Origin of the sequence: Methanococcoides sp. NM1 (assembly GCF_900774285.1) — an archaeon.
In the GTDB taxonomy this organism is placed as follows: domain Archaea; phylum Halobacteriota; class Methanosarcinia; order Methanosarcinales; family Methanosarcinaceae; genus Methanococcoides; species Methanococcoides vulcani.
This window is the reverse complement of record NZ_CAAGTW010000005.1, coordinates 156,593-177,903: the sequence shown is the minus strand read 5'-3', so window position 1 is coordinate 177,903 and position 21,311 is coordinate 156,593. Positions and strand designations below refer to the sequence as shown.

The following is a 21,311-nucleotide window of genomic DNA, read 5'->3' as shown; positions in this document are numbered from 1 at the left end:
CATTTCTGCATTAGCAATTCAATTTCATTTTTTATTCGTAGACCTTTATAGAATCCTTATTAAGAAATAAAGTTACAGCAGGTCAGACCTTAAAGAACATAAATATCCATACGGCATAATAATACAAATACTATATATTCAAGTAAATAATCGCAATTTATTTAAAGTTCGTGTTACTTCATATGTATGGAATAATAACTATTCTTACGAAAGGGAGAATGAAACATGAAGAAAACAATAATTATCGGATCAATTATTGCACTTATCTGCCTTACAGGCCTTTCAAGTGCACATTTTACGATGATATTCCCAAGTGACAGTGAAGATAGTGTATGGGATATCACCCCGGAAGACTACATTGCAGAACTTGGCGATACAAAGACCATCTATGTAATGTGGGGACATCCTTATGAACACATCTCATTTAACATGTCAGACGTACCTGAGATCAAGGTAACAAAACCTGACGGTGCAGTCGAAGTTCTCACTCCGGAAGAAGTCATGATGGACAGCATGGATGAGGAAGGTAACATGGGAACTTTCCTTTCATACAAAGCATCATTCACAGTCGACCAGTATGGCGACACTGTTGTATCAGTCAAGTATGAAGATGCGGACGAAGACATGATCGATTACACCAAAGCAGTAATCCACTGTGGAGAAGAAATGTGGTTCGGCTGGGATTCAATGGTTGACCAGCAGACAGAGATCATCCCATACATGCGCCCATATGGCATGGAAGAAGGATTCGTCTTTGCAGGAAAAGCACTTTACAATGGTGAACCCCTGGCAGACGCCGATGTTGAGGTTGAGATATACCACGACCTTGAAGCAGGAATTGAGATCGTAGAACAAGCAGAAGAACTTTACCCATATGATGCGCCAATGGTATTCACAAGGCTCACAAGATCTAATGCTGACGGAGAGTTCATGTACACTCTCGATGAACCTGGCATCTGGTTCGTTGGTGCTACCATGGAACCTGAAGAAGGACAACCTGTAAGAGGAGTGTTCATAATTCCGGTACTTGAAGAATTCCCTGCAGAAGAGACAGAAATTGCAGTTAGCGAAGAACCTGAAGAAGAAGAAGAAGAAGAAACTACACCAGCCACACCCGGATTTGAATCTGTGTTCGCAGTTGCCGGACTTCTTTCAGCATTGTTTATCGCAGGAAGAAAATTATAAAATGAATTAGGGGGATGAATTCCCCATCAATCTTTTTTTATACTTGATTATCAGTCATCCACATTAAATTAGATAAAACACAAAACTCGTTATAATAAATATTACAAAGGAGAAAACAAGTATGCATATATCTGACGGCGTGCTATCCCCTGCAGTGATAACTGCAGGTTGGGTAATAACGATACTTCTACTCCTTGCAACCCTCTGGTGGAGCAAAAGGGATGTGGACATCGCCGAAGAGATACCAAAGATCTCCGTCATGACAGGAGCTTTCTTTGTGGCATCCCTGATACATGTATCAATTGGACCTACCAGTGTCCACCTTGTCCTCAACGGACTTCTTGGAGTGGTCCTCGGGACCCTCGCATACCCTGCTATCTTCATTGGCCTTGTCCTTCAGGCTTTATTGTTCCAGCATGGCGGCATAACAAGTATTGGCGTCAACGTCATCAATATGGGTATACCTGCACTGATCGCCTACGGGATCTTCAAAAAAGGGTATTCAACAGGTATCAGCCCCTCCATACTTGGAATTATCTGCGGTTCAATGGCAACAATGCTCTCTGCAATAATGCTCGCCATCGTGCTCATATCCACAGGAGAGGAATTCACAGAGGTTGCCTACGCGGCTGCTGCTGCCAACATACCGATAATGATAATCGAAGGAATATTGACAGGATCTGTGGTCACATTCCTTCTAAAGGTCAGGCCTGAACTGCTACCCATCAACAAGGAGAAATAAAAATGGCCAATTATAAGATAATATGGGCACTGGCATTTGCATGTGTTCTTTTAACAGTAATTGCACCTGCTGCATCCGCACACCGCGTCTATGCACAGGAGCAGGTAACTGAGGTACAAATACGATCATGGTATGGAGGCGGAGACCCAATGCCAAATGCCGAAATCAACATTTATGCCATAAAGAACGGCGAGGAAGAGCTTTACATCACAGATATGACCGATGAGGAGGGGCTATACTACTTCGAACCAAAACTTGGTGTTGTAGAATACAGAGTAGTAGTTTCCAAAAGCGGACATCAGAAAGAGATCACTTTCAACGTTGCAGGTTCTGAAGGCTCCGGTGAAGAAGCTGAACTCCCACTCTCAGCAAGAATAATAGCAGGATTTGGGTACCTTGTGGGGCTTGCTGGTTTTGGAATGTACCGGTCAGCGCGCAAAACAAAATAAAGAACAACTACTAAAAAACGATACAGGAGAATAACACATTGGACTACCCCGAAATAGACAGGTATGCTTCAATTGATTCACCCATACATAATTTCGACCCGCGTGCTAAGATCATTACGTTCATGGTAATGATATTCTCCTTTGTTTTTTTGGACAGCATTACAAAAGCCCTTGTTGGCCTGGGGATAGCCAGCCTGATATACATTATAGCAAAACTTCCAAAGGCATTTGTGATACATCGACTGAAAGTTGTTTTCCTGTTCCTGTTCCCCCTACTTATCATCATGCCGCTTACCGTTGACGGACAGGTCATCGCACAGTATCACAGCATAACGATCACACTGGAAGGATTCCAGTACTCCTCTCTGGTCATAATAAGAGCGCTTTCAGCTGTTACACTTGCACTTATAATGCTTGGGACCACACGTTTTGATATCACGATCAAGGCACTCTATATGCTCAAAGTACCGGGAACGCTCATACAAATGTTGATGTTCACTTACAGATACATATTCGTGATAATGGATGAGTTCCAGAGAATGTGGAAAGCCATGGGATCAAAAGGATTCAAACTTAAAGCGAACAGGTATGGGTTATCCGTTCTCGGGAACATGATAGGGATGCTGATCATAAAAAGCTATGACAGGGCACAGCGTGTTTACCAGTCAATGATATCCAAAGGCTATACTGGTAACCCCGGGACAATAGTGAACTTCAAAATGCAAGCAAAGGACTATGCTATCGCCCTGCCCATGATCCTAATTGCACTCTTTATGCATACCTATCACCTGGTGTTATAATGAAAGAAGCGATTTGTGTAAAAGGACTTACATATTCATACCCTGACGGAACCCCTGCACTGGAAGACATTAACATCACCATCAATGAAGGGGAAAAGATAGTGATCATCGGACCAAATGGTGCCGGAAAGACCACTTTCTTCTTACATCTTAATGGGACTCTCAAAAGCCAGGATAACAGGATACTGATAAAAGGAAAAGACATAAACAGAATGAGCAATAGTGAAAGGATCCGAAAAGTAGGGATCGTATTCCAGGATCCCGATGATCAGCTATTCATGCCAACAATATTCGATGATGTTGCTTTCGGACCCATAAACATGGGGATGCCTGAAGAAGAAGTTAAAGAGAGAGTAAAGAAGGCACTTTCAAAAGTCGGACTTGAAGGATTTGAAGAAAGAGTTCCACATAATCTGAGCTACGGACAGAAAAAAAGGGCAGCACTTGCAGCCGTACTTTCAATGGAACCGGAAATACTTATCCTTGATGAACCTACTGCAAACCTCGACCCGAAGAGCAGGGCAGACTTTATCAAAGTAATCAACAACCTGAACAAAGAAGGAATTACTACGATGATAGCTATGCATGATGTTAATGCATTACCCGATCTTGCAGACAGGGTCTATGTGCTCAACAAGGGCATCATTGCTGAAGGTTCACCAATGGAAATATTCTCTGATTGGGACCTGCTGAAAGATAATAACCTCGAGGCTCCGGATATTTTTAAATTCTTCAAGGTTCTGGGATGTTTCGGATACAATTGCGAAGATCTGCCACTCTCACTTGATGAAGCTGTAGAGGTACTTACCAGAACCATTGAAAAAGAGAACGGACATGTGCATCTGCATATCCATGAGCATACACATGCAGAAATAAAGGATGTTATGCACTCATACAACCATCATACAACATGGCATGAGTAAAAAAAATAAAAGCCGGTCACTCATCGCCTATGAAGAAAGATCTTGCGTTCGTAACCGCATCCATTACCATTTCTTCAATATCAAGCTTTTCTTCTTCCCTGACAATTAGATCGAATGCAGCATTGATCTCCGGGCGTGCAGGAACTGCACCACATCCGGATGTCGGCATAATGGAGACATCATAGGTACCAATACGCCTTGCAAGATCAATGATCTCAGTCTTGTCAAGTCCGATCAAAGGATGATAAAGAGGTATTCCAAGGCCGTATATCTCAGCATGCATGTTAGCAGCTGTCTGTGAAGCGACCTGCCCGATGGAAGAGCCAGTAACAATGCCATCAGCGCCTTCTTTTTTCATTATTTCATATGCCATGCGATACATAGTGCGCTTGCACAGAAGGCAGGTGTTCTTCTCATTACATTTTTTAATGAATGTATCAAGATTCTTGCCATGTGGAACATCATACATCTTGATGCGATCTGCAGGAGACCACCTCTGTAACACTTCCACACATTTTCTCGCTCTTTCATGCGCACTTTCCTCAGCAAAAGGCTCATTGTTAGCATAAACAGGTATTATCTTCACACCCCGCCTCATCATAAGCCAGGCTGCTACCGGAGAATCAATGCCTCCAGACATTAGAACGATCATCTTACCCTGAGTCCCAAGAGGTAATCCGCCCACACCTTTCACGATATCAGTGAATACATATGCCCTGTTCTGCCTCATTTCAACGAAGATCTCACGATCAGGATCAGAAAGGTCCACTTTCGGAGTCTTTCCAAGGGATTCCAGGCGACCCCAGACTGCATCTCCACAAAGGCGTCCAATATCAGTGGATGAAAGACCATCTTTACCCGAGCGGCGTGCACGAATACCGAATGATTCGCCATCTTTGATCAGATCAGCACCAATATCGGCACACACCTTTGCCGCGACATCAATATCAGCTTCGACCTTTGCAGCAGACGAAGCGGACACGACTCCAAAAACATCTGCTGCTGCCTTTGCAGCAGCAGGATCATCAGATTCGATAAAAATACGGCCCCATTCCCTGAAGACCCTGGAGAACGATATATTCTCCTGCTTCAGCATGGCTTCAAGGTTACGAACCAGGACCCTTTCGTACAGATTCCTGACACCCGGACTCTTGAGAGCCAATTCGCCATATCTTACAATAACCACGTCGTACATGAGGCATACTTATTCATACATGTTTTTTAAGCTATTTGGTAAAGGCAAAACTGACCAACAAAATCAAAATGCCGAAAACTATAAATATTGATGAGATGATTATATAGGTTTGCCGTCCCACCAGAAATGTGGGGCACAATGTCAATTTCGGCATCAATATGGATATGAGCGTGTTTGGGGAGTGGGAAACTCAACACACCCTTATGGTAATCTTTGTAGATCATATCCTGCGATGTGAAATAATATTTGAAATAGGGGAAGACGTAGCATGAAAACATTACACAAATGTCCAAAATGTAGTTCAAGATTGGAATTGAAAGGGGAAAACATACAGGTTTGCAATGTCTGTAAATACTGGACAGAAGCAGGAACTGCAAGACTTGACTCCATTACAATTCTTGAGTGAGGGGATACCTTGGAAATTACTTTGAAATGCCACCTGTGTGATGTTGACCTGAAGATCATGAGGATTGGCGACAACGCAATGTATTATTGCCAGAAATGTGGAAGAACGACATCCATTGACTCGACCTACAACATTTCTGAACAATCCGCTTATACCGCCTGATGTGAACTGCCTGCAACCTCCCTTAATTTCGTAACATAGGAATAAAGGCTTTCCACATCTTTAATCTCTTTTTTTACCATTGAACTCAAGCGTTCACGCATATACATATCTACATCAATACCAAAATACCGGAGGTCTTCCGAGATCTTTGATGCCAGTAAGTCACCACGACGATCCCAGTCGGTCAGGATTATTACCCTTTTACCAGTATTAACGATCCTTGCAGAAACCTCTGTAAGAGGCCGGTGGGTTGCAAGTTCAATATCCCCATGAAAGCCTAACTTTCTCAAAGAAATGACATCCCTTTTCCCTTCAACAACAATAAGATCACCTTTATTCGAACATTCCAGCATCCCATCAAGAAGTTCCTCGATCCGTTCAAGCTTTCGTTGGTATACAAAAATAGGTGCTTTCAGGTGAGGCCTGCCCACTGGCACATTTCCAGTCTGCTCATGTTCTGACATTAAGATAGAATATTGGAACTTAAACCTAAATAACCATCCCACAAAAATAAGGCTCTGCACACCATACACATCGATAATCTTATATACAAATGTCTATTAAACTTTATACAGATGGTATGATCGACCAGGCCATCAAGGAGTGGTATACATGGTTTGCATCTTTTGTGGAAAGGTTTGTACAGAAGCCGGAGTAGAAGGCGAATATGGGAAAGAGGTTGCTGAAGGTCGCATCGTCGGGCATACTCACATTTGCCTGGATTGTCTGGCAGAGTTAAAAGAGATCCTTGATATTGAAGAAATTGAAAAGAAGCTCGCCGAGACCGAATACGAAATTTTCGAAGAGACCGCCCACTGAAAGACATTAATTACTTAGCATAAATTAATAAAAAGAAGACAGTCCAGGCAGTTTCAACTGTATGGAACTATCAAAAAGTAGTTTATCTTTTAATAAAGAATTCAGTGAATTCATCAGAAATATCGACCCAGCCAACATCGATGCCTTCAACGTTGGAAAGCTCGGGTCCGATACTCAGATTGTCCAATAGCTCAGATATAAGAGATCTTTTACCCTGTGCAATGACCTTTACACGCCCATCAGGCAAATTCTGGGCGTATCCGACCAGACCCAATCTGGTCGCCACCTTCTGGGTAAAGCCCCTGAAATACACACCCTGAACCCTGCCGGAGACATGTATCTCCGCGCAGACATTATCATTATTTTCTGACATATTCACTGCTATAAATATCTTAGAAGAATTTCGGCCTCATGGAAAGCAACTTTGCAAGAGGTAAACTGCGGTATGGCATGTCACCGATCTCGGACAAAACCCGCTCATTGAGCCCCTCAGCAGTCATTTCGACCTTCTTTGGCTTCTTTGGTTCGGACTCAGCACGGATGGTCACGTTGACATTACCACTTTCGACTTCAGAATCGCCGATAACTGCTACGTATGGAACCCATTCCCGACCTGCATCGCGTATCTTCTTACCCACGGTTTCCTCGCGGTCATCAATATCCACACGACACTGAAGAGCATCTGCAATCTCATTGGCAAATTCCATATGCCTTTCAGCAATAGGAATAACACGGACCTGTGTTGGGGACAGCCATACAGGCAAGTTTGGAACCTTACCAGCTTCTGTATCCATTGCTGCCTTTTCAAGGAGGGCATATATACACCTCTCAATTGCCCCGCTTGGGCAGCAGTGGAGAACAACAGGATGCTGCATCTCACCATTGGAATCAGTGTAATTGATATCATAGCGCTCTGCATTCTCCACATCGATCTGCACAGTAGACAATGCACTTGCCTTTGCTGTAGCATCCACGAAATTGAACTCGAACTTAAGGACGAAATAGAAGAACCTTGTATCCCACATTTCCACAAGGACAGGCTTGTCAACCTTTCTTGCAAGGTCCGTGATAAAGTCCTTGTTGCCTTCATAGAAGTCACGTGTAAAACGGATAGCAACTTCAAAGTCACTTACATCAATACCGATCTTGTTCAGCGTATCAATGCACATGCTGTACTGCTCACCGAACTGGGACACAGAACCTTCCATATCCGGACAGAGCGTGTGCATGTCCGGCATTGTGAAAGCACGCAACCTTCGAAGTCCCACGAGCTCACCACGCTGTTCCTTCCTGAAACTGTATCTGGTAAGCTCGATCATCTTAAGAGGAAGATGCCTGTAGGAGATCGTCATATCATGGTTCATCAGGAACTGACCGAAACAGGCAGCAAACCTGAGGAACATGTGACGTTTGTCGGACTCAATAGAATACTGACGTGCAGGGAACCTGTCAAGATACTTCTTCAAAGTAGGATGGTTCATATCATACATCAGTGGGGTTTCTACCTCCATTGCACCGACCTTTGCAGACTCATCGAGAACGAAATTCTCGATAAGTGACTTCATCAACCTTCCCTTTGGATAAAAACGCATATTACCGGAATCAGAACCGGGCTCATAATCTGCGATCTCAAGCCTGCGCATCAGGTCCACATGAGGTGGTGCCTTGTCAATATTCCTGTTCTTGGTAATTTCATAATCCACGAACTTTTTGAGATTATCGTGGCCAGTAAAATCAAAGCCTTCTGCTTCATGAAGCTCACCATCAGGAGTAAGGATACGCCAGTAGGACTTTGCAGTACTCTCTGCTTTCAGTGCTTCAGAAACTACTTCGTCCTTCTTCCCTTCAACTACCACCGCTTCACCACAGGTTGCAGACTCTTCCGGCCTGATAGTACGTGAAAGCTCAGAGAGCGGATGACCTTTACAGCTGATACTGAATGCCTTATACCACCCGAATGGGGCCCTCATGACATTATATTTGCCAGAAAGTTCCTTTTCGATGCTCTTGAGCACAGAGACCGCTACCTTCGGAGATGAAAGGTCGGAGCTCAAGTGTGCATAAGGATAGATCATCACATTTTCAGCTTTTACCTGACCTGCTACCTTCCCTATTTCAGCTACTGCACGCTCAACTACCTGCTGCGGATCAGCCTCATCGAAGCTCTCAACAGCCATGAATGCCGTAAGTGCTTCCTCAAGACGGCCCTGCTTGAAGGACTCCTCGATCTTTTCGGCCACAGGAGTGCTCTTTTTTACATCATATTCAATGTAATCTGAATGGATAAGTAATAACTGCATGATCTCACCGGTTGAATAATCCTGTGCTTTAATTAAACCAATCCTTATTAACCTTTTTCAAGTAAGTGGCTCGGAAACAAAACTTGAATAAAAATTAAAGATGGGTTTACTCTTCTTCTGTCTGTTCTTCTTCAGCTTGCCTTACGTCTACTTGCTCAGCTTCAGCCTTATCCTGACACTCCACATAGACGCGGTAGGCTGCCACCAATGACCCCAGAAGTATCGGGGCTGCAAAGAAACCGGCAATTCCCCCGACAAATGCACCACCAAGGAATGTAACCATAATAAGGAACGGATGAATGTGAGATTTTATACCTGCAAGATATGGACGCAGGAACAATTCAGGTGGTGCATAGATGACGATCGAACATATAACAAAGAATGTCAGAGCACTCTCAAGTCCAAGGTTGAAATAGCGTACAATGGAAAGAACTACCAGTACCATGTAACCGGCAAACATAGGTATCGCAGATGCAACGAAGATAAGGGTTGCCAGCGCAAGCACATGTGACAGACCAAATGCATAGAACACGATAACAGAAAGCGTACTTACTGAAAGTGCAGCATACGCATTGCCAATGAACACACCACTAAGGATCACATCCATGTGATGGACATACCTTTTGACAACATTCTGATCCCCGTCCGGAACGATCCTGAGCATTGAACGGTAGAGCGCATCACCATCTGCAAGAAGGAAAAAGCACATAAAAATAGCGATCAGAAGATTGATCATGAACATAGCGATCCCGCGTGCGTAGGAAACAAATACAAGATTGCCAAGAAGAGGCAGGATAGAGAGAGATGAATCCCATATAGTCTGCTGTATCTGTTCATAGTATGCCTGAGGTATATTGAGATTGCGTACAAAATCGAACAGAGATCCAAGTACAGCAGTTTGATTCTCGGTTATCCAGATTATCTGGTTAGCGATCTCGACAATACCCATACCAAGTATCAGAATAATAGGTGCCACAATGAACATCGTAGCAATGAAAGCACCTAAGTGACGTTTCTTCTTCAATGGCATATAGATAGGACGTGCTATATATGCGAACACAAGGCCAAGCATTATGCCATCAGCAAGCGGCAGTAAGATATAAACGAAAGTGGAAAAAAGTATAACTAAAGCTATGATTACAAGGACCTTCCATCTGGAACCGATCTGCCGGGACAGCTCATTCGATATATCTGTGACCATCAAACACACGTACAGTAATTTTAACGAATAATAATATTATTTAGCATATAATATAACTGTAACACACTATTAATACTTCACTCAAAAGACGTTCTTCTTGCGGACCTTCCATCCAGTTTCAGGATGTCGGAGAGAAGCCTGTCCGAATATTTCAGGACAACACAGGCATCCGTACATCTGCCACAACGTATGCAAGCATCACTTATGAACAACTTCCCCTTTTCGGATCCAAGAGTAATGGCATTCACAGGACAGACCTTCAGGCATATGCCACATTCAGTGCACTTGTTTATGCGCATCAGTTGTTCTGCTGTCCTTTTGAGATATTCCCTGGCATCATCTTCTGTTCTTGCAGTAACCTTGAGACTTCCGGAAGAGAAGAATTTTATCGAATCCCTGCCCGTCCTGACAAGCAACATGCCAAGATCTTCTGAGAGAACTGTGGTCCCAATTATATTCAACACTGCAGCAGCCTCGCTTAAAAGCACTCCACTGACAGCTGCTTCAACGGTGTAACCGCCTTCCCTGCAAGGAGAAAAGCCTGAAGTGAGAATGATAGCAAAATCCTCATCCACCCGGATCTGTTCAGTCCCAATTCCAAGCTCTTTAGCAAGATTTACCATCTTAGGCGGTAACTCCTTCCAGCGCCATAGCCCATGCTTCACATAATCATCCGAAAGACCCCGGGAACGTGACCACTTCAGCAGATAATCATTCCACCTACCATATAGCGATGGATGAATATCACGCAACCTTTCATACTCTGCAGACAATTCCGCAGGACACAGGTAGCAGCCCACCCGCTCAAAGCCTGTATCGTAGAGAGGATTGTACTCCAGCCCGCGCCAGTGTATGTAAAGCCAGACCTCAATAGCACGCCAATCCCTTATCGGAAAGATGTTCAACTGGTAGGGAACAAAGGGATTCTTTTCACTGGCAGCAATATTGGCCCTGGAGAACGACTCATGCTTGCGCTTTCCATCAATCGTCAGGCACACATCACCACTTTCAGTACAACGATCGATTATACTTCCGGCAGGAGCAAGTTTACAGACCTTGCAGCACCAGCGGAAATCTTTTGCAGGAGGACCGAAACTTTCAAGATTGTCCCAGAAAGCATTTCCTGCCTTTGCTTCGATAAGTTCGATACCCCGTTTTTCACAGTAGTCGTGCACGAAATCTACTGTTTCCGGAAACTCTATCCCTGTGTTCAGGAAGAAAGCGTTCACATCCCGGTTCTTAAGAGCACTCAATGTAAGGTCCAGAACCACAAGACTATCCTTTCCTCCACTGAAAGACACATGTACAGGAAGATCGCGGTATTCTTTCTGGTTTGCAATACCCTTGATGGTGTTCATTGCATTCTTCCCAAACTGCCTGAGGTGAGGCAGATTAGCCTTTATCACATCATCCATCACGGATATCCTTTGATTCAGCATCATAGTGTTGGCCAGGATCTTTCTTACCCGAATAACCGGACCTTCGATATGCCCCATGTCATCACTGTTGCACAAAGCAATACCAGAACCAACGAGATTACCTGACACCACAATGACAGGATCGCCTTTTTTGATGTCATTACTAAAGTGCTCCAGCATCTCTGCCTGCACTTTCTTGCCATTAAGATGGGACCTCGTCTTCTTCAGAATAACGGTCCTGCTATCGGTCATTGAATGGAGCAACTGTGCACCAGTTGCAGATGGCTCGAATCGATAAGCCATCACATGCATGTCATAGAACAACACACCTATTTTCAGCCCGTCAACGATCACCTCGTCGGTCTTGTCATCGCCCGGGATCTTATTCAAAAGGACCATATGAAGACCAATGGGATCGCAACCATATTCAGACAACAGCAGATCCCCAAGCACCTCACGCTCATAGGGCGAACAGAAACGTATGTCACCTGAACCTGAAAGTTTCACTTCAAGTATCTCACCATCACATGAATCACATTTTGGTTTGATAAGGGGTACATTACAATCCTTACACCAGAAGATACGAGGATTCTCGTGTCCGGCAGGTTTTCTGAAACCCTTTTTCTGATCCCTGATACCTTTACTAGAAGGACTTTTGTGCATCCGAGAATCGGCCTTTTTTAAGTGCATTGACATAAAAATAGGGCTTGGTGTTCATAAATACTTCCATGAAATATCTATAAGATCGACACTTGAAATATACCAAAATCTACAATTATCGATCGTGACAATGACAGAAATTAAAAAAGAAAATGCAGATCAGTATGACCTGCTGCAAATTTCCTTATTTTGAAAGGTGATCGTTGATGGTCTGTGCAGCCAGTTTGCCTGCACCCATTGCACTGATAACTGTAGCCGCACCAGTCACAGCATCTCCACCTGCACATACACCTTCAAGGGATGTCATACCAGCCTCGTTCACAACAATGGTCCCCCATGAGGTGACCTCGAGACCTTTTGAACCGTCGAAGATTATCGGGTTAGGTGAAGTACCGATCGCAATGATCACAATGTCTGCATCGATCACATGTTCGGAACCTTCCACCGGCACAGGTCGCCTGCGGCCTGATTCATCCGGCTCGCCAAGCTCCATCTTTATACACTCCACACCATTGATGGACATGTTCTCACCCTCAAGGATGCGAACAGGGTTGTTCAGAAGACGGAAGACGATACCCTCTTCCTTCGCGTGCTCGATCTCCTCGCGCCTTGCAGGAAGTTCTTCATCACTGCGCCTGTAAACAATGCTCACCTCATCAGCACCAAGTCTTAAAGCACTGCGCGCTGCATCCATTGCAACATTACCGCCACCTACTACGATGACATGGTTGCCGCACTTGATAGGAGTATCAGATTCAGGGAAACGGTATGCTTTCATCAGGTTCACACGGGTCAGGAACTCATTTGCGGAGTAAACACCATTCAGGTTCTCTCCTTCGATACCCATGAACTTTGGAAGACCTGCACCGGTTCCAAGGAAAACTGCATCAAACTCATCATCGAGCTGGTCAAGTGTCTTTATGCGACCGATCACATAGTTCACCTTAAGGTCTGCACCCAGCTTCATGATGTATTCGACCTCTTCCTTCACAATTGCTTTTGGAAGCCTGAATTCAGGGATACCATAGATCAATACGCCGCCGGCTTCATGCAAAGCTTCAAATATCGTTACAGAATGACCTGCCTTTGCAAGATCTGATGCTGCAGTAAGCCCGGCAGGACCGGAACCTACGATCGCCACTTTCTTGCCGGTTGGTTCGGCAACAACAGGATCTTTAACACCGACCTCGCGCTCACGGTCCGCACAGAATCTTTCAAGACGTCCAATAGAGATAGGTTCGCTCTTCTTGCCGAGGATGCAAAGCTTCTCACACTGCTCTTCCTGAGGGCAGACACGGCCGCATACTGCAGGAAGGGTGTTCGTTTTCTTGATCACACCGATAGCTTCCTGGAAATTGCCTTCTTTCATCTTTGCGACAAAGCCAGGAATGTCAATATTCACAGGGCAGCCTTCCACACACTTTGGTTTTTTGCATTCGAGGCAACGTTCTGCTTCAAGGATAGCCTGCTCTTCGGTGTAACCTAATGCAACCTCATCAAAGTTGTGGATACGCTCATCAGCAGGCTGCTCAGGCATTTCCTGTGTTACTGACATTTGCAATCATCCCCGCAACCTTTTTTGTAATTCTCAAGAGAGTCCATTTCCTCTTTGCGATACAGTGACAGACGGCTCATGAGCATGTTGAAGTCCACATCCTTTGCATTGAACTCAGGACCATCCACACATGCGAACTTGGTCTCACCGGCAATGTTCACACGGCATCCGCCGCACATACCGGTACCATCCACCATGATCGGGTTGAGGCTTACAATGGTCTCCACATCATAAGGATCAGTGACACCTGCAACTGCACGCATCATAATAGGAGGACCAATAGCTACTATCCTGTCTATCTTCTCATCACCATCGAGAAGTTCCTTGACAAGGTCTGTAACAAAACCGTGGTGACCTTTAGAACCATCGTCCGTTGCCACAAGAAGTTCGTCACTTACAGCCATCATTTCATCTTCAAGGATAAGCAGGCTCTCATTGCGTGCGCCAATTATGGAGATCACCTTGTTGCCGATCTCGCGGTATGCCCTGGCCTGAGGATAAACAGGAGCAATTCCAACCCCTCCACCTACAAGAACTACAGTGCCGATCTTCTCGATCTCGGATGCTTTTCCTAAAGGACCTACGAAGTCCTGAAGCTCATCCCCTGCAGCCATCTTAGCGAGCTGTTTTGTTGTTTTGCCCATTTCCTGGAAGATAATGGTAACAAAACCCCCGGCTACATCATAATCTGCAATTGTCAGAGGGATCCTTTCACCCTCTTCATCAATACGAAGAATAATGAACTGACCGGGCTTTGCAGCCGCAGCCACATCAGGAGCCTCGATGTTCATCAGGTGCACATCCGGCACCAACTGACGTTTCTCTACTATTTTGTATGCCATTAGATCACTTTCATAATACAATAGGAAGTACGCGTACTTTTCACCAATATATTAATGTTATCCAAGAAATATTCATCTTATTTTAGGTTTTCTGTCCAAAACCGAAAACATCACCAGAAGGCGTGTTCTTGAGAGAATTACAAGATGAGCTGGAGCTAGCTAACAGTCATCTAAAGTTAATAAACTTTTGTAAAAATTAGAAATTTTTACCGGCATAATTTGCCGGTAAAATTGTACGCCCGAACCGGGATTCGAACCCGGGTCGGAGCCTCGACAGGGCTCCATGATAGGCCTCTACACTATTCGGACATTGCGTTTGATTGCTGTTGTGAGCACACCCTAATACGCTGCCAGGTATATAAACCTTTTGTATCATTAGGATGTTTAGTCCCGCCTCCCAGACTCGAACCGGGGACATCGCGGTGCCTGCGCGGTATGTGCGACAAGTCGCATGAACCATACTACAGCCGCGCACTCTACCACTGAGTTAAGGCGGGCCTCCACTAAATACAGCATCCATTACACCCCACCACTGTGAGATGCAACCCCTCCATATCCATAATGATACTTATTCTTTTCGCCGCCTGAGCAAAAACAAAGCAAAGAATGGGGTAAATAGCAATGAAAATTACCAAAAAAGAGTGTTAAGTACAAAAGAAAGAATGCAAAATACAAAAAATGAAAAGAAATGGCAGTTATAAAGCCTGTTCCCAGTAACTGCCCACTTGCAAAAGACTTATCCAGTCCTTCTCAGAAAGTCATGACGTCGCCGTTGACGACCATATCAGTGATCTTTGTGATGTTCTCAAGCCAGTCATCAATGACAACTTCTGCCTCAGACCTTATGTTAGCGAAGTTTGCACCTTCTTCAGGGATAATACGGGCATTTGCCACTAATGGCTGGTCAATAGGCTGCCCTATCTGAGAGAGCAACTTCACATGAACATCGCTGATCTCATCCACTGCACTTACGACATCCCTTGCCATCTGTGTGGACAGGATGTTATAGATCTTACCAATGTGATTGATAGGATTCTTACCACTTGTTGCTTCCATGCTCATTGGCCTGTTTGGAGTGATAAGACCATTAGAACGGTTTCCACGTCCCACTGAACCATCATCACCCATCTCTGCAGATGTTCCTGTAACGGTAAGGAAAACACGATCGCATCCACCTTCAACGTCATCCGCAGTATTGATGCGGGCGAATACATTCCTTTCAGTATACTTGGTAGCAAGGTCCAGAACATACTCGGTCATCTCTTCCTTTGCACTGATATAGTGGTCCATGTCATCAATATGCTTGCCCACCATACCACAGCAGATGGTAAGGGAAATATCGTCTTTGTCCCTCAGGCCCATTACCTTGATATCCTCTCCGATGCCCGGGATCTTCTTCCTTTTGAGATCTGTAAGAAGCTGCCTCTCGGTATTGTAAACGATCTGCTCAAGTTCTGAAAATGGAGCATGCCCTACACCAAATGATGTGTCGTTTGCCATAGGCACGTGGTCCCTCTGGAAAACGTCCCTGAGATCAGAAGAACCGGTGCCAAGCTTACAGTCGATGATCATGTCGCGCTCCATATCCATATCAACGATAGTGTTTCGGACATAGTCACGTGCGGCTTCAAGAGCAACTGCCTCAACGGGGATCTCCATACCATCGAATGTCTTGGTTGCTCTTCCTACAAGGAGAGTATAGATCGGCTTGGTAACCTCCCCACCACCGAACTGAGGGTTGGCCCTTCCTGCAACGATCTGGGTCTCATCGGTGTTGTGGTGAAGGACTGCGCCACACTTGTCGATGTATTCTTTACAGAGGGCACGGCTTACAGCCTCTGCCAGACCGTCACTGATACTGTCCGGATGGCCCATACCTTTTCTCTCTACAAGCTCGATTTCCTGCTTCTCGATGGGGGTCTCGTGAAGGTGTTCAACTTTGATATTTCGCATCATTTTTAGCCTCTATTAATAAGTTTAAGACGAACAAGATTGAGATCCATATAAATTGAATGGTCTTTGGAATTAGCCTATAAGATGAATAAATTATATAAAATCGTTACTACTCAAGTTTCATTTAATTACCCCCAGTTATAAAGTCGCACATATACAAGAATTATAACAAATGAAAGAACCAAGAAAGGAAGAAAGGAAGAAAGGAACTCAGGACCATCCATGCAATACTTATAAAGGATAAATGTATTTCAGAACATAATTCCAAAAAAGTTAGACTAATCATCGGCCATCAAAACACCGATCGTTCTGATCTTCAGAAGGACTTCAAATGATACGCATTGCAATACCCAACAAAGGAAGATTACACGACCCCACAGTAGAGCTGTTCAAAGAAGCAGGCCTTCCGGTACTCGGAGGATCTAACAGAAAACTGTTCGCAAAGACCACAGACCCGGAGATAACATTCCTTTTCGCAAGGGCTGCAGACATCCCCGAATATGTACAGGATGGTGCCGCAGACGTAGGTATCACCGGACTTGACCTCATATCAGAGACAGATTCCGATGTCGAGATCCTGCTTGATCTGAAATATGGAGGAGCAGACCTTGTACTCGCGGTTCCGGAAGATTCGGAGATCGCATCTTCAAAGGACCTCGAAGGTATGCGGGTCGCAACTGAGTTCCCTGTGATCACAGCCAGATATTTTGAGAACATGGGAGTAAATATAGATATTGTAAAGGTTAGCGGCGCCTGTGAAATGACACCACATGTCGGCATCGCAGATGCAATTGTGGATATTTCAAGTTCCGGAACCACACTAACCATGAATCATCTGAAGATGATCGAAAAAGTATTTACTTCATCCATCTACCTCATAGCCAACCATAAGACACTGGAAGCAGAGGAGAAGATCCAGCACATCAAAACAGCTCTTGAAAGCGTTCTCCATGCCAAGCAAAAGAGATACCTCATGATGAATGTGCCTTCTGACAAACTTGATACCGTAAAAGAAGAACTTCCGGGACTTGCCGGTCCCACGGTGATGAAAGTGGAATCCAAGAAGGACATTATGGCAGTCCATGCCGTAGTCGATGCCGACATAATATTTGCCACCATAACCCGGCTCAAGAAGGCAGGTGCATTTGACATACTGGTCGTGCCTATTGAGAGAATGATCCCCTGATGAGGTTACAAGATGAGCTTTGAAGTTATCCCCGCAGTTGATATGAAAGGTGGAAAATGTGTCCAGCTTGTCCAGGGTGTCCCTGGAAGCGAGATGGTTTCCCTTGATGACCCCGTACAAGTTGCTCTTGATTGGGTATCACAGGGAGCAAAGACACTGCACCTTATCGACCTTGACGGTGCGATCGAAGGAACTCGCACAAATGCACCCATCATCAGGAACATCGTGGAAAAATGCAAGCCTCAGGGGATCTATATACAGGTTGGCGGAGGCATACGTTCCTTTGAGGACGCTGCTGCACTACTTGAGATCGGTGTTGACAGGGTTATCCTTAGCACTGCTGCATTAAAGGATCCTGAACTTATCAACAGGCTTTCCAATGAATTTGGAAGTGATCGCATCAATGTGGCTCTGGATTCAAAGAACGGAAAGATCTCAATTGAAGGCTGGACAAAAGAATCCGAACATACAGCAGTTGAGATGGGATCCATGTTCGAAGATAAGGGAGCAGGCACTATACTGTTCACCAACATCGACACAGAAGGGCTTTTGAGCGGAGTTGACCCAAAACCTACTGAAGAGCTTGTAAATGCAGTTAATATACCAGTGATCGCATCTGGCGGGGTCACAACACTTGAGGACATAGCAACCCTCAAAGATACAGGAGCCAGTGGAGTTGTTGTCGGAAGTGCCCTCTACAAGAAAAAGTTCACATTGACGGAAGCAATAAATACGATCACTGATGAAGTTTAAGCACAGATCGGCAAGAGGAACAGTATGAGAAATGCAAAGATCACACGAAAGACGAAAGAGACGGACATTCGCATGGAACTTGTCCTTGATGGCACAGGGTCATCAGAGATCAATACAGGAATCGGGTTCTTTGACCACATGCTCACATCCTTTGCAAGGCATGGAAACTTTGATCTGAAGATCGACGCAACCGGTGATCTGATAGTTGATGAGCACCACCTCATAGAAGATACTGCCATTGTTCTGGGCCAGGCGATCGCAAAAACACTCGGTGATAAGAACGGGATCGCAAGATTCGGAGAGGCACGCATACCCATGGATGAAGCCCTGGCAGATGTGGTCCTTGACCTGGGCGGACGAAGTTACCTTGTGATGGATGCTGATTTTGGATCACCATGTGTGGGTGAGATGAATACACAGCTGGTCAGGCATTTCTTTGAGTCTTTAACAGAGAATGCAAAAATGAACTTGCATGCAACTGTTGCAGGCTACAATGATCACCATAAGATAGAGGCACTTTTCAAAGCCTTCGCCTATGCACTACGCCGTGCAGTAAAAATAGAAGGCGAAGGTATCAAAAGTACAAAGGGCGTGCTTTAAAGTTTAATTGTAAAACATAATTTCCGGGTAAGCCCTGAAGAACAGAGGCTTACTGGAACTTTTCTTTTAACTTTCTATAGAACTCCTGTTCAATACCATCGGACCTTCTTGAAAGTCTTTCAACTATGAGCTCAGGGGTGCTCTTTGCCACATAATTATACCTTGGAGTCCTCTCCACGATCAAATTAAGGTCTTTATCAAGACCACTTGCTTCAATTCCATCAACACGCACATGGCATTTTGTATTCTCAAGAATAAGCTCCGATAGATGGGATACGAATATAGAGGTACTATTGCTGTTCTCTGAAAGGACCTCAAGAATACCGCCTATTATCTTTGCAGAAGCACCCGGCTCAGTAATGGATTCAAGTTCATCTGCAAGCACGATCTTGGGAGAATCGTTAGCTACTACCGAAAAATCAACAAGTGTGGTTTCAAATGCACCTGCATCCAGTGTTCCCTTGGATTTTCCGAAATAATAGAAACCTTCTGTCAGGCCGATCTCAAGATACTTTGCAGGAGTCGGGAAACCCATATGAGCCAGAATTATGCATTGTGCTACCAACTCGAGCATAGACGTCTTTCCACCGGAATTCACACCACTCAATAATACAACACCGCTTTTGTTCCCATCGGGATCACGTGTGGTCCCACCAACGGAATAATCGATAGGAACTACCGAACCATGCCGTGTTTTTATGAAAAGGTTCGTAGCTTCTTCAAAGGCAATACCGGAACTTTCGATCAATTCCGGCATCTGGAGATCGAACTCCCTGGCAAAACAACCTATGGAAAAACCAACATCGAAATCCAGGGCTTCACGCACCATTTTTTGTGCAATATCATGATAAGTTGAAAGTGCCTTTGCAATATTGCGTTTGTGTTGGACTTTCTTCCTCTTGATCTGGTTGGATATCTGCTGCTTAAAGGCATAAAGGTGTTCCTGCTGCACTTCCAGCGGATGTGATATCTCATCCGGGAAGAAAGATTCCAGAAGCAGTAACTCACCTTTCTCAAGACAAAGTTCATTTGCAAGCCTTCCCTTTGCCTCCTTTACAACAGAATTATAGGAATGATAAAGCTCCTTTTCAAGCAGGTCCTTTATCTCTATTTTACCATTCATGACCTTCAGCATATCCTGGCCGCTGAGCGTAAGTTTGCTTTGTTCAAGGCAGGAATTAAGGGTCGAGTTTGCATCGGATATTACTTTCGAAACACACTCGTCCACCTGATCAGATATCAGAACAAGGCGATCGATCGCAGCATCCGACCCGGATTTTACATCCCCGCTACTATCAATAAGAGAAAGTGTGCTTTTGAGATCCTCAAGATCATTGCCCCCGATTTCTTCCACAAAACCGATCCCTGATGTACGCAACATCTGCGTCATGAGGATAGTGCTCTCCAGGGAACCAAGATTCTTTGCGAAGAATGCGATCTCAAGCTCCGGCACCATATACCACATATCAACTTTCTGAATATCTATCAGAAATTCAGGATCAATGTCTTCAGGGAGATCGAAAAGCATGCACTTGTCATCTGCTGCTACAACATGTGAATAACCTCTTGCGACATCCACAAATTCCCCGCCCCCCCTGACAAGCTGGACATCCATCAGATCACCATATATCTGCTTTGCGACCTCATACTGTTTGCTCTCGGTCGTCAGTATGGCCCGATCACGTATCTTTGGGATAGCATATTTGCATTCGAGGGTCTTGATGCATGACAACAGGGAAACAAGATCCTGATTATCCCCCATTATACGAGCTGTTTCCATATAACCCGCTGTAGCATTGCGTACTTCCTCGATCTTATCCCTTTTGCTTTCCGGATAGGGGATATAGACATGCAGCTTATCCTTTGCATACCTTGTATGACTGAACTGCTTAATGATATCAAGAAGACGTTCATAGATATCAACACCCTCTTTCGTCTTTAGAAAATCATTCATGGTAACCCCTTCGAGCTGCGCCCGAACCTCATGGACAAGAGAGATAGCATAACGCTGACCGACACCTTCAACTTCGGATATCCCTGCAATGTCCCCACCCAGAATAGCTTCAAGAGCAGCATCTTCACTGCCAAAATGCTCTTCAAACCTCTTTGCCATCTTCTCCCCTATACGTGGAATATCCTGTAGACCTTTCATAATTTCACCT

21 protein-coding genes and 2 tRNA genes are annotated in these 21,311 nt (G+C 44.7%); 11 read left to right on the top strand and 12 right to left on the bottom strand.

The annotated features are described in order from the left end of the window. Nucleotides 1–225 precede the first annotated feature (225 nt). From E7X56_RS06750 to E7X56_RS06730, 5 genes are all read left to right on the top strand, one after another. On the top strand, nt 226–1,185 hold the full coding sequence (locus E7X56_RS06750; protein WP_244603437.1) for a DUF4198 domain-containing protein: 960 nt from the start codon (nt 226–228) through the stop codon (nt 1,183–1,185). A gap of 121 nt (nt 1,186–1,306) precedes the next feature. Continuing rightward, nucleotides 1,307–1,927, top strand: a complete 621-nt coding sequence (cbiM, locus tag E7X56_RS06745; protein WP_135606048.1) for a cobalt transporter CbiM — start codon at nt 1,307–1,309, stop codon at nt 1,925–1,927. Between the two features lie 2 nt (nt 1,928–1,929). Further along, the gene (locus E7X56_RS06740; protein WP_135606047.1) at nt 1,930–2,376 is read left to right on the top strand and encodes a carboxypeptidase-like regulatory domain-containing protein; all 447 of its coding nucleotides are present in this window, start codon (nt 1,930–1,932) and stop codon (nt 2,374–2,376) included. A gap of 38 nt (nt 2,377–2,414) precedes the next feature. Continuing rightward, on the top strand, nt 2,415–3,176 hold the full coding sequence (gene cbiQ, locus E7X56_RS06735; protein ID WP_135606046.1) for a cobalt ECF transporter T component CbiQ: 762 nt from the start codon (nt 2,415–2,417) through the stop codon (nt 3,174–3,176). Further along, nucleotides 3,176–4,099, top strand: coding sequence for an energy-coupling factor ABC transporter ATP-binding protein (locus E7X56_RS06730; protein ID WP_135606045.1), 924 nt, complete (start codon nt 3,176–3,178; stop codon nt 4,097–4,099). Before cbiQ ends, E7X56_RS06730 begins: the two co-directional genes overlap by 1 nt. A gap of 16 nt (nt 4,100–4,115) precedes the next feature. Here the strand turns inward: E7X56_RS06730 and thiI are convergent, their stop codons facing one another. Beyond that, entirely contained in the window at nt 4,116–5,294 is a 1,179-nt protein-coding gene (thiI, locus tag E7X56_RS06725; RefSeq protein ID WP_135606044.1) for a tRNA uracil 4-sulfurtransferase ThiI, read from the bottom strand. A 268-nt stretch (nt 5,295–5,562) separates the two neighbouring features. Here thiI and E7X56_RS11775 point away from each other — a divergent pair, with 268 nt between their 5' ends. Then, nucleotides 5,563–5,700, top strand: coding sequence for a hypothetical protein (locus E7X56_RS11775; protein WP_167879472.1), 138 nt, complete (start codon nt 5,563–5,565; stop codon nt 5,698–5,700). Nucleotides 5,701–5,709: 9 nt separating this feature from the next. Beyond that, entirely contained in the window at nt 5,710–5,862 is a 153-nt protein-coding gene (locus E7X56_RS11770; RefSeq protein ID WP_167879471.1) for a hypothetical protein, read from the top strand. On the opposite strand, the gene E7X56_RS06720 is transcribed toward E7X56_RS11770, so the two are convergent. Beyond that, complete coding sequence (locus E7X56_RS06720; protein WP_135606043.1) at nt 5,850–6,326, bottom strand: toprim domain-containing protein; 477 nt, start codon at nt 6,324–6,326, stop codon at nt 5,850–5,852. The genes E7X56_RS11770 and E7X56_RS06720 overlap by 13 nt on opposite strands. Before the next feature lie 148 nt (nt 6,327–6,474). Between E7X56_RS06720 and E7X56_RS06715 the strand changes: the two genes are divergently transcribed. Continuing rightward, complete coding sequence (locus tag E7X56_RS06715; protein ID WP_135606042.1) at nt 6,475–6,681, top strand: hypothetical protein; 207 nt, start codon at nt 6,475–6,477, stop codon at nt 6,679–6,681. 82 nt (nt 6,682–6,763) lie between these two features. Here the strand turns inward: E7X56_RS06715 and E7X56_RS06710 are convergent, their stop codons facing one another. From E7X56_RS06710 to E7X56_RS06670, 9 genes are all read right to left on the bottom strand, one after another. Next, nucleotides 6,764–7,054, bottom strand: a complete 291-nt coding sequence (locus E7X56_RS06710; protein WP_135606041.1) for an acylphosphatase — start codon at nt 7,052–7,054, stop codon at nt 6,764–6,766. 19 nt (nt 7,055–7,073) lie between these two features. Then, entirely contained in the window at nt 7,074–8,981 is a 1,908-nt protein-coding gene (locus E7X56_RS06705; protein ID WP_135606040.1) for a threonine--tRNA ligase, read from the bottom strand. 106 nt (nt 8,982–9,087) lie between these two features. Continuing rightward, nucleotides 9,088–10,182, bottom strand: a complete 1,095-nt coding sequence (locus E7X56_RS06700; protein ID WP_135606039.1) for an AI-2E family transporter — start codon at nt 10,180–10,182, stop codon at nt 9,088–9,090. A 77-nt stretch (nt 10,183–10,259) separates the two neighbouring features. Next, the gene (locus tag E7X56_RS06695; protein ID WP_135606038.1) at nt 10,260–12,290 is read right to left on the bottom strand and encodes a phosphoadenosine phosphosulfate reductase family protein; all 2,031 of its coding nucleotides are present in this window, start codon (nt 12,288–12,290) and stop codon (nt 10,260–10,262) included. A 154-nt stretch (nt 12,291–12,444) separates the two neighbouring features. Then, entirely contained in the window at nt 12,445–13,815 is a 1,371-nt protein-coding gene (gene gltA / locus E7X56_RS06690) for an NADPH-dependent glutamate synthase (protein WP_135606037.1), read from the bottom strand. Next, entirely contained in the window at nt 13,806–14,657 is an 852-nt protein-coding gene (locus E7X56_RS06685; RefSeq protein ID WP_135606036.1) for a sulfide/dihydroorotate dehydrogenase-like FAD/NAD-binding protein, read from the bottom strand. Before E7X56_RS06685 ends, gltA begins: the two co-directional genes overlap by 10 nt. 236 nt (nt 14,658–14,893) lie before the next feature. Further along, nucleotides 14,894–14,966, bottom strand: a tRNA-Asp gene (locus tag E7X56_RS06680). Nucleotides 14,967–15,045: 79 nt separating this feature from the next. After that, nucleotides 15,046–15,154: transfer RNA gene (locus E7X56_RS06675), tRNA-Tyr, on the bottom strand. A gap of 253 nt (nt 15,155–15,407) precedes the next feature. Further along, nucleotides 15,408–16,613, bottom strand: coding sequence for a methionine adenosyltransferase (locus E7X56_RS06670; RefSeq protein ID WP_135606035.1), 1,206 nt, complete (start codon nt 16,611–16,613; stop codon nt 15,408–15,410). A gap of 328 nt (nt 16,614–16,941) precedes the next feature. On the opposite strand from E7X56_RS06670, the gene hisG reads away from it, so the two are divergent. The 3 genes from hisG to hisB are packed head-to-tail and all read left to right on the top strand — an operon-like array spanning nt 16,942 to nt 19,149. Further along, nucleotides 16,942–17,796, top strand: a complete 855-nt coding sequence (gene hisG, locus E7X56_RS06665) for an ATP phosphoribosyltransferase (RefSeq protein ID WP_135606034.1) — start codon at nt 16,942–16,944, stop codon at nt 17,794–17,796. Nucleotides 17,797–17,808: 12 nt separating this feature from the next. After that, nucleotides 17,809–18,549, top strand: a complete 741-nt coding sequence (gene hisA, locus E7X56_RS06660) for a 1-(5-phosphoribosyl)-5-[(5-phosphoribosylamino)methylideneamino]imidazole-4-carboxamide isomerase (RefSeq protein WP_135606033.1) — start codon at nt 17,809–17,811, stop codon at nt 18,547–18,549. A gap of 24 nt (nt 18,550–18,573) precedes the next feature. Then, a complete protein-coding gene (hisB, locus tag E7X56_RS06655; RefSeq protein WP_135606032.1) occupies nt 18,574–19,149 on the top strand; it encodes an imidazoleglycerol-phosphate dehydratase HisB in 576 nt (191 codons plus the stop codon). Between the two features lie 49 nt (nt 19,150–19,198). On the opposite strand, the gene E7X56_RS06650 is transcribed toward hisB, so the two are convergent. Continuing rightward, nucleotides 19,199–21,301, bottom strand: coding sequence for an endonuclease MutS2 (locus E7X56_RS06650; protein ID WP_135606031.1), 2,103 nt, complete (start codon nt 21,299–21,301; stop codon nt 19,199–19,201). Nucleotides 21,302–21,311: the final 10 nt, after the last annotated feature.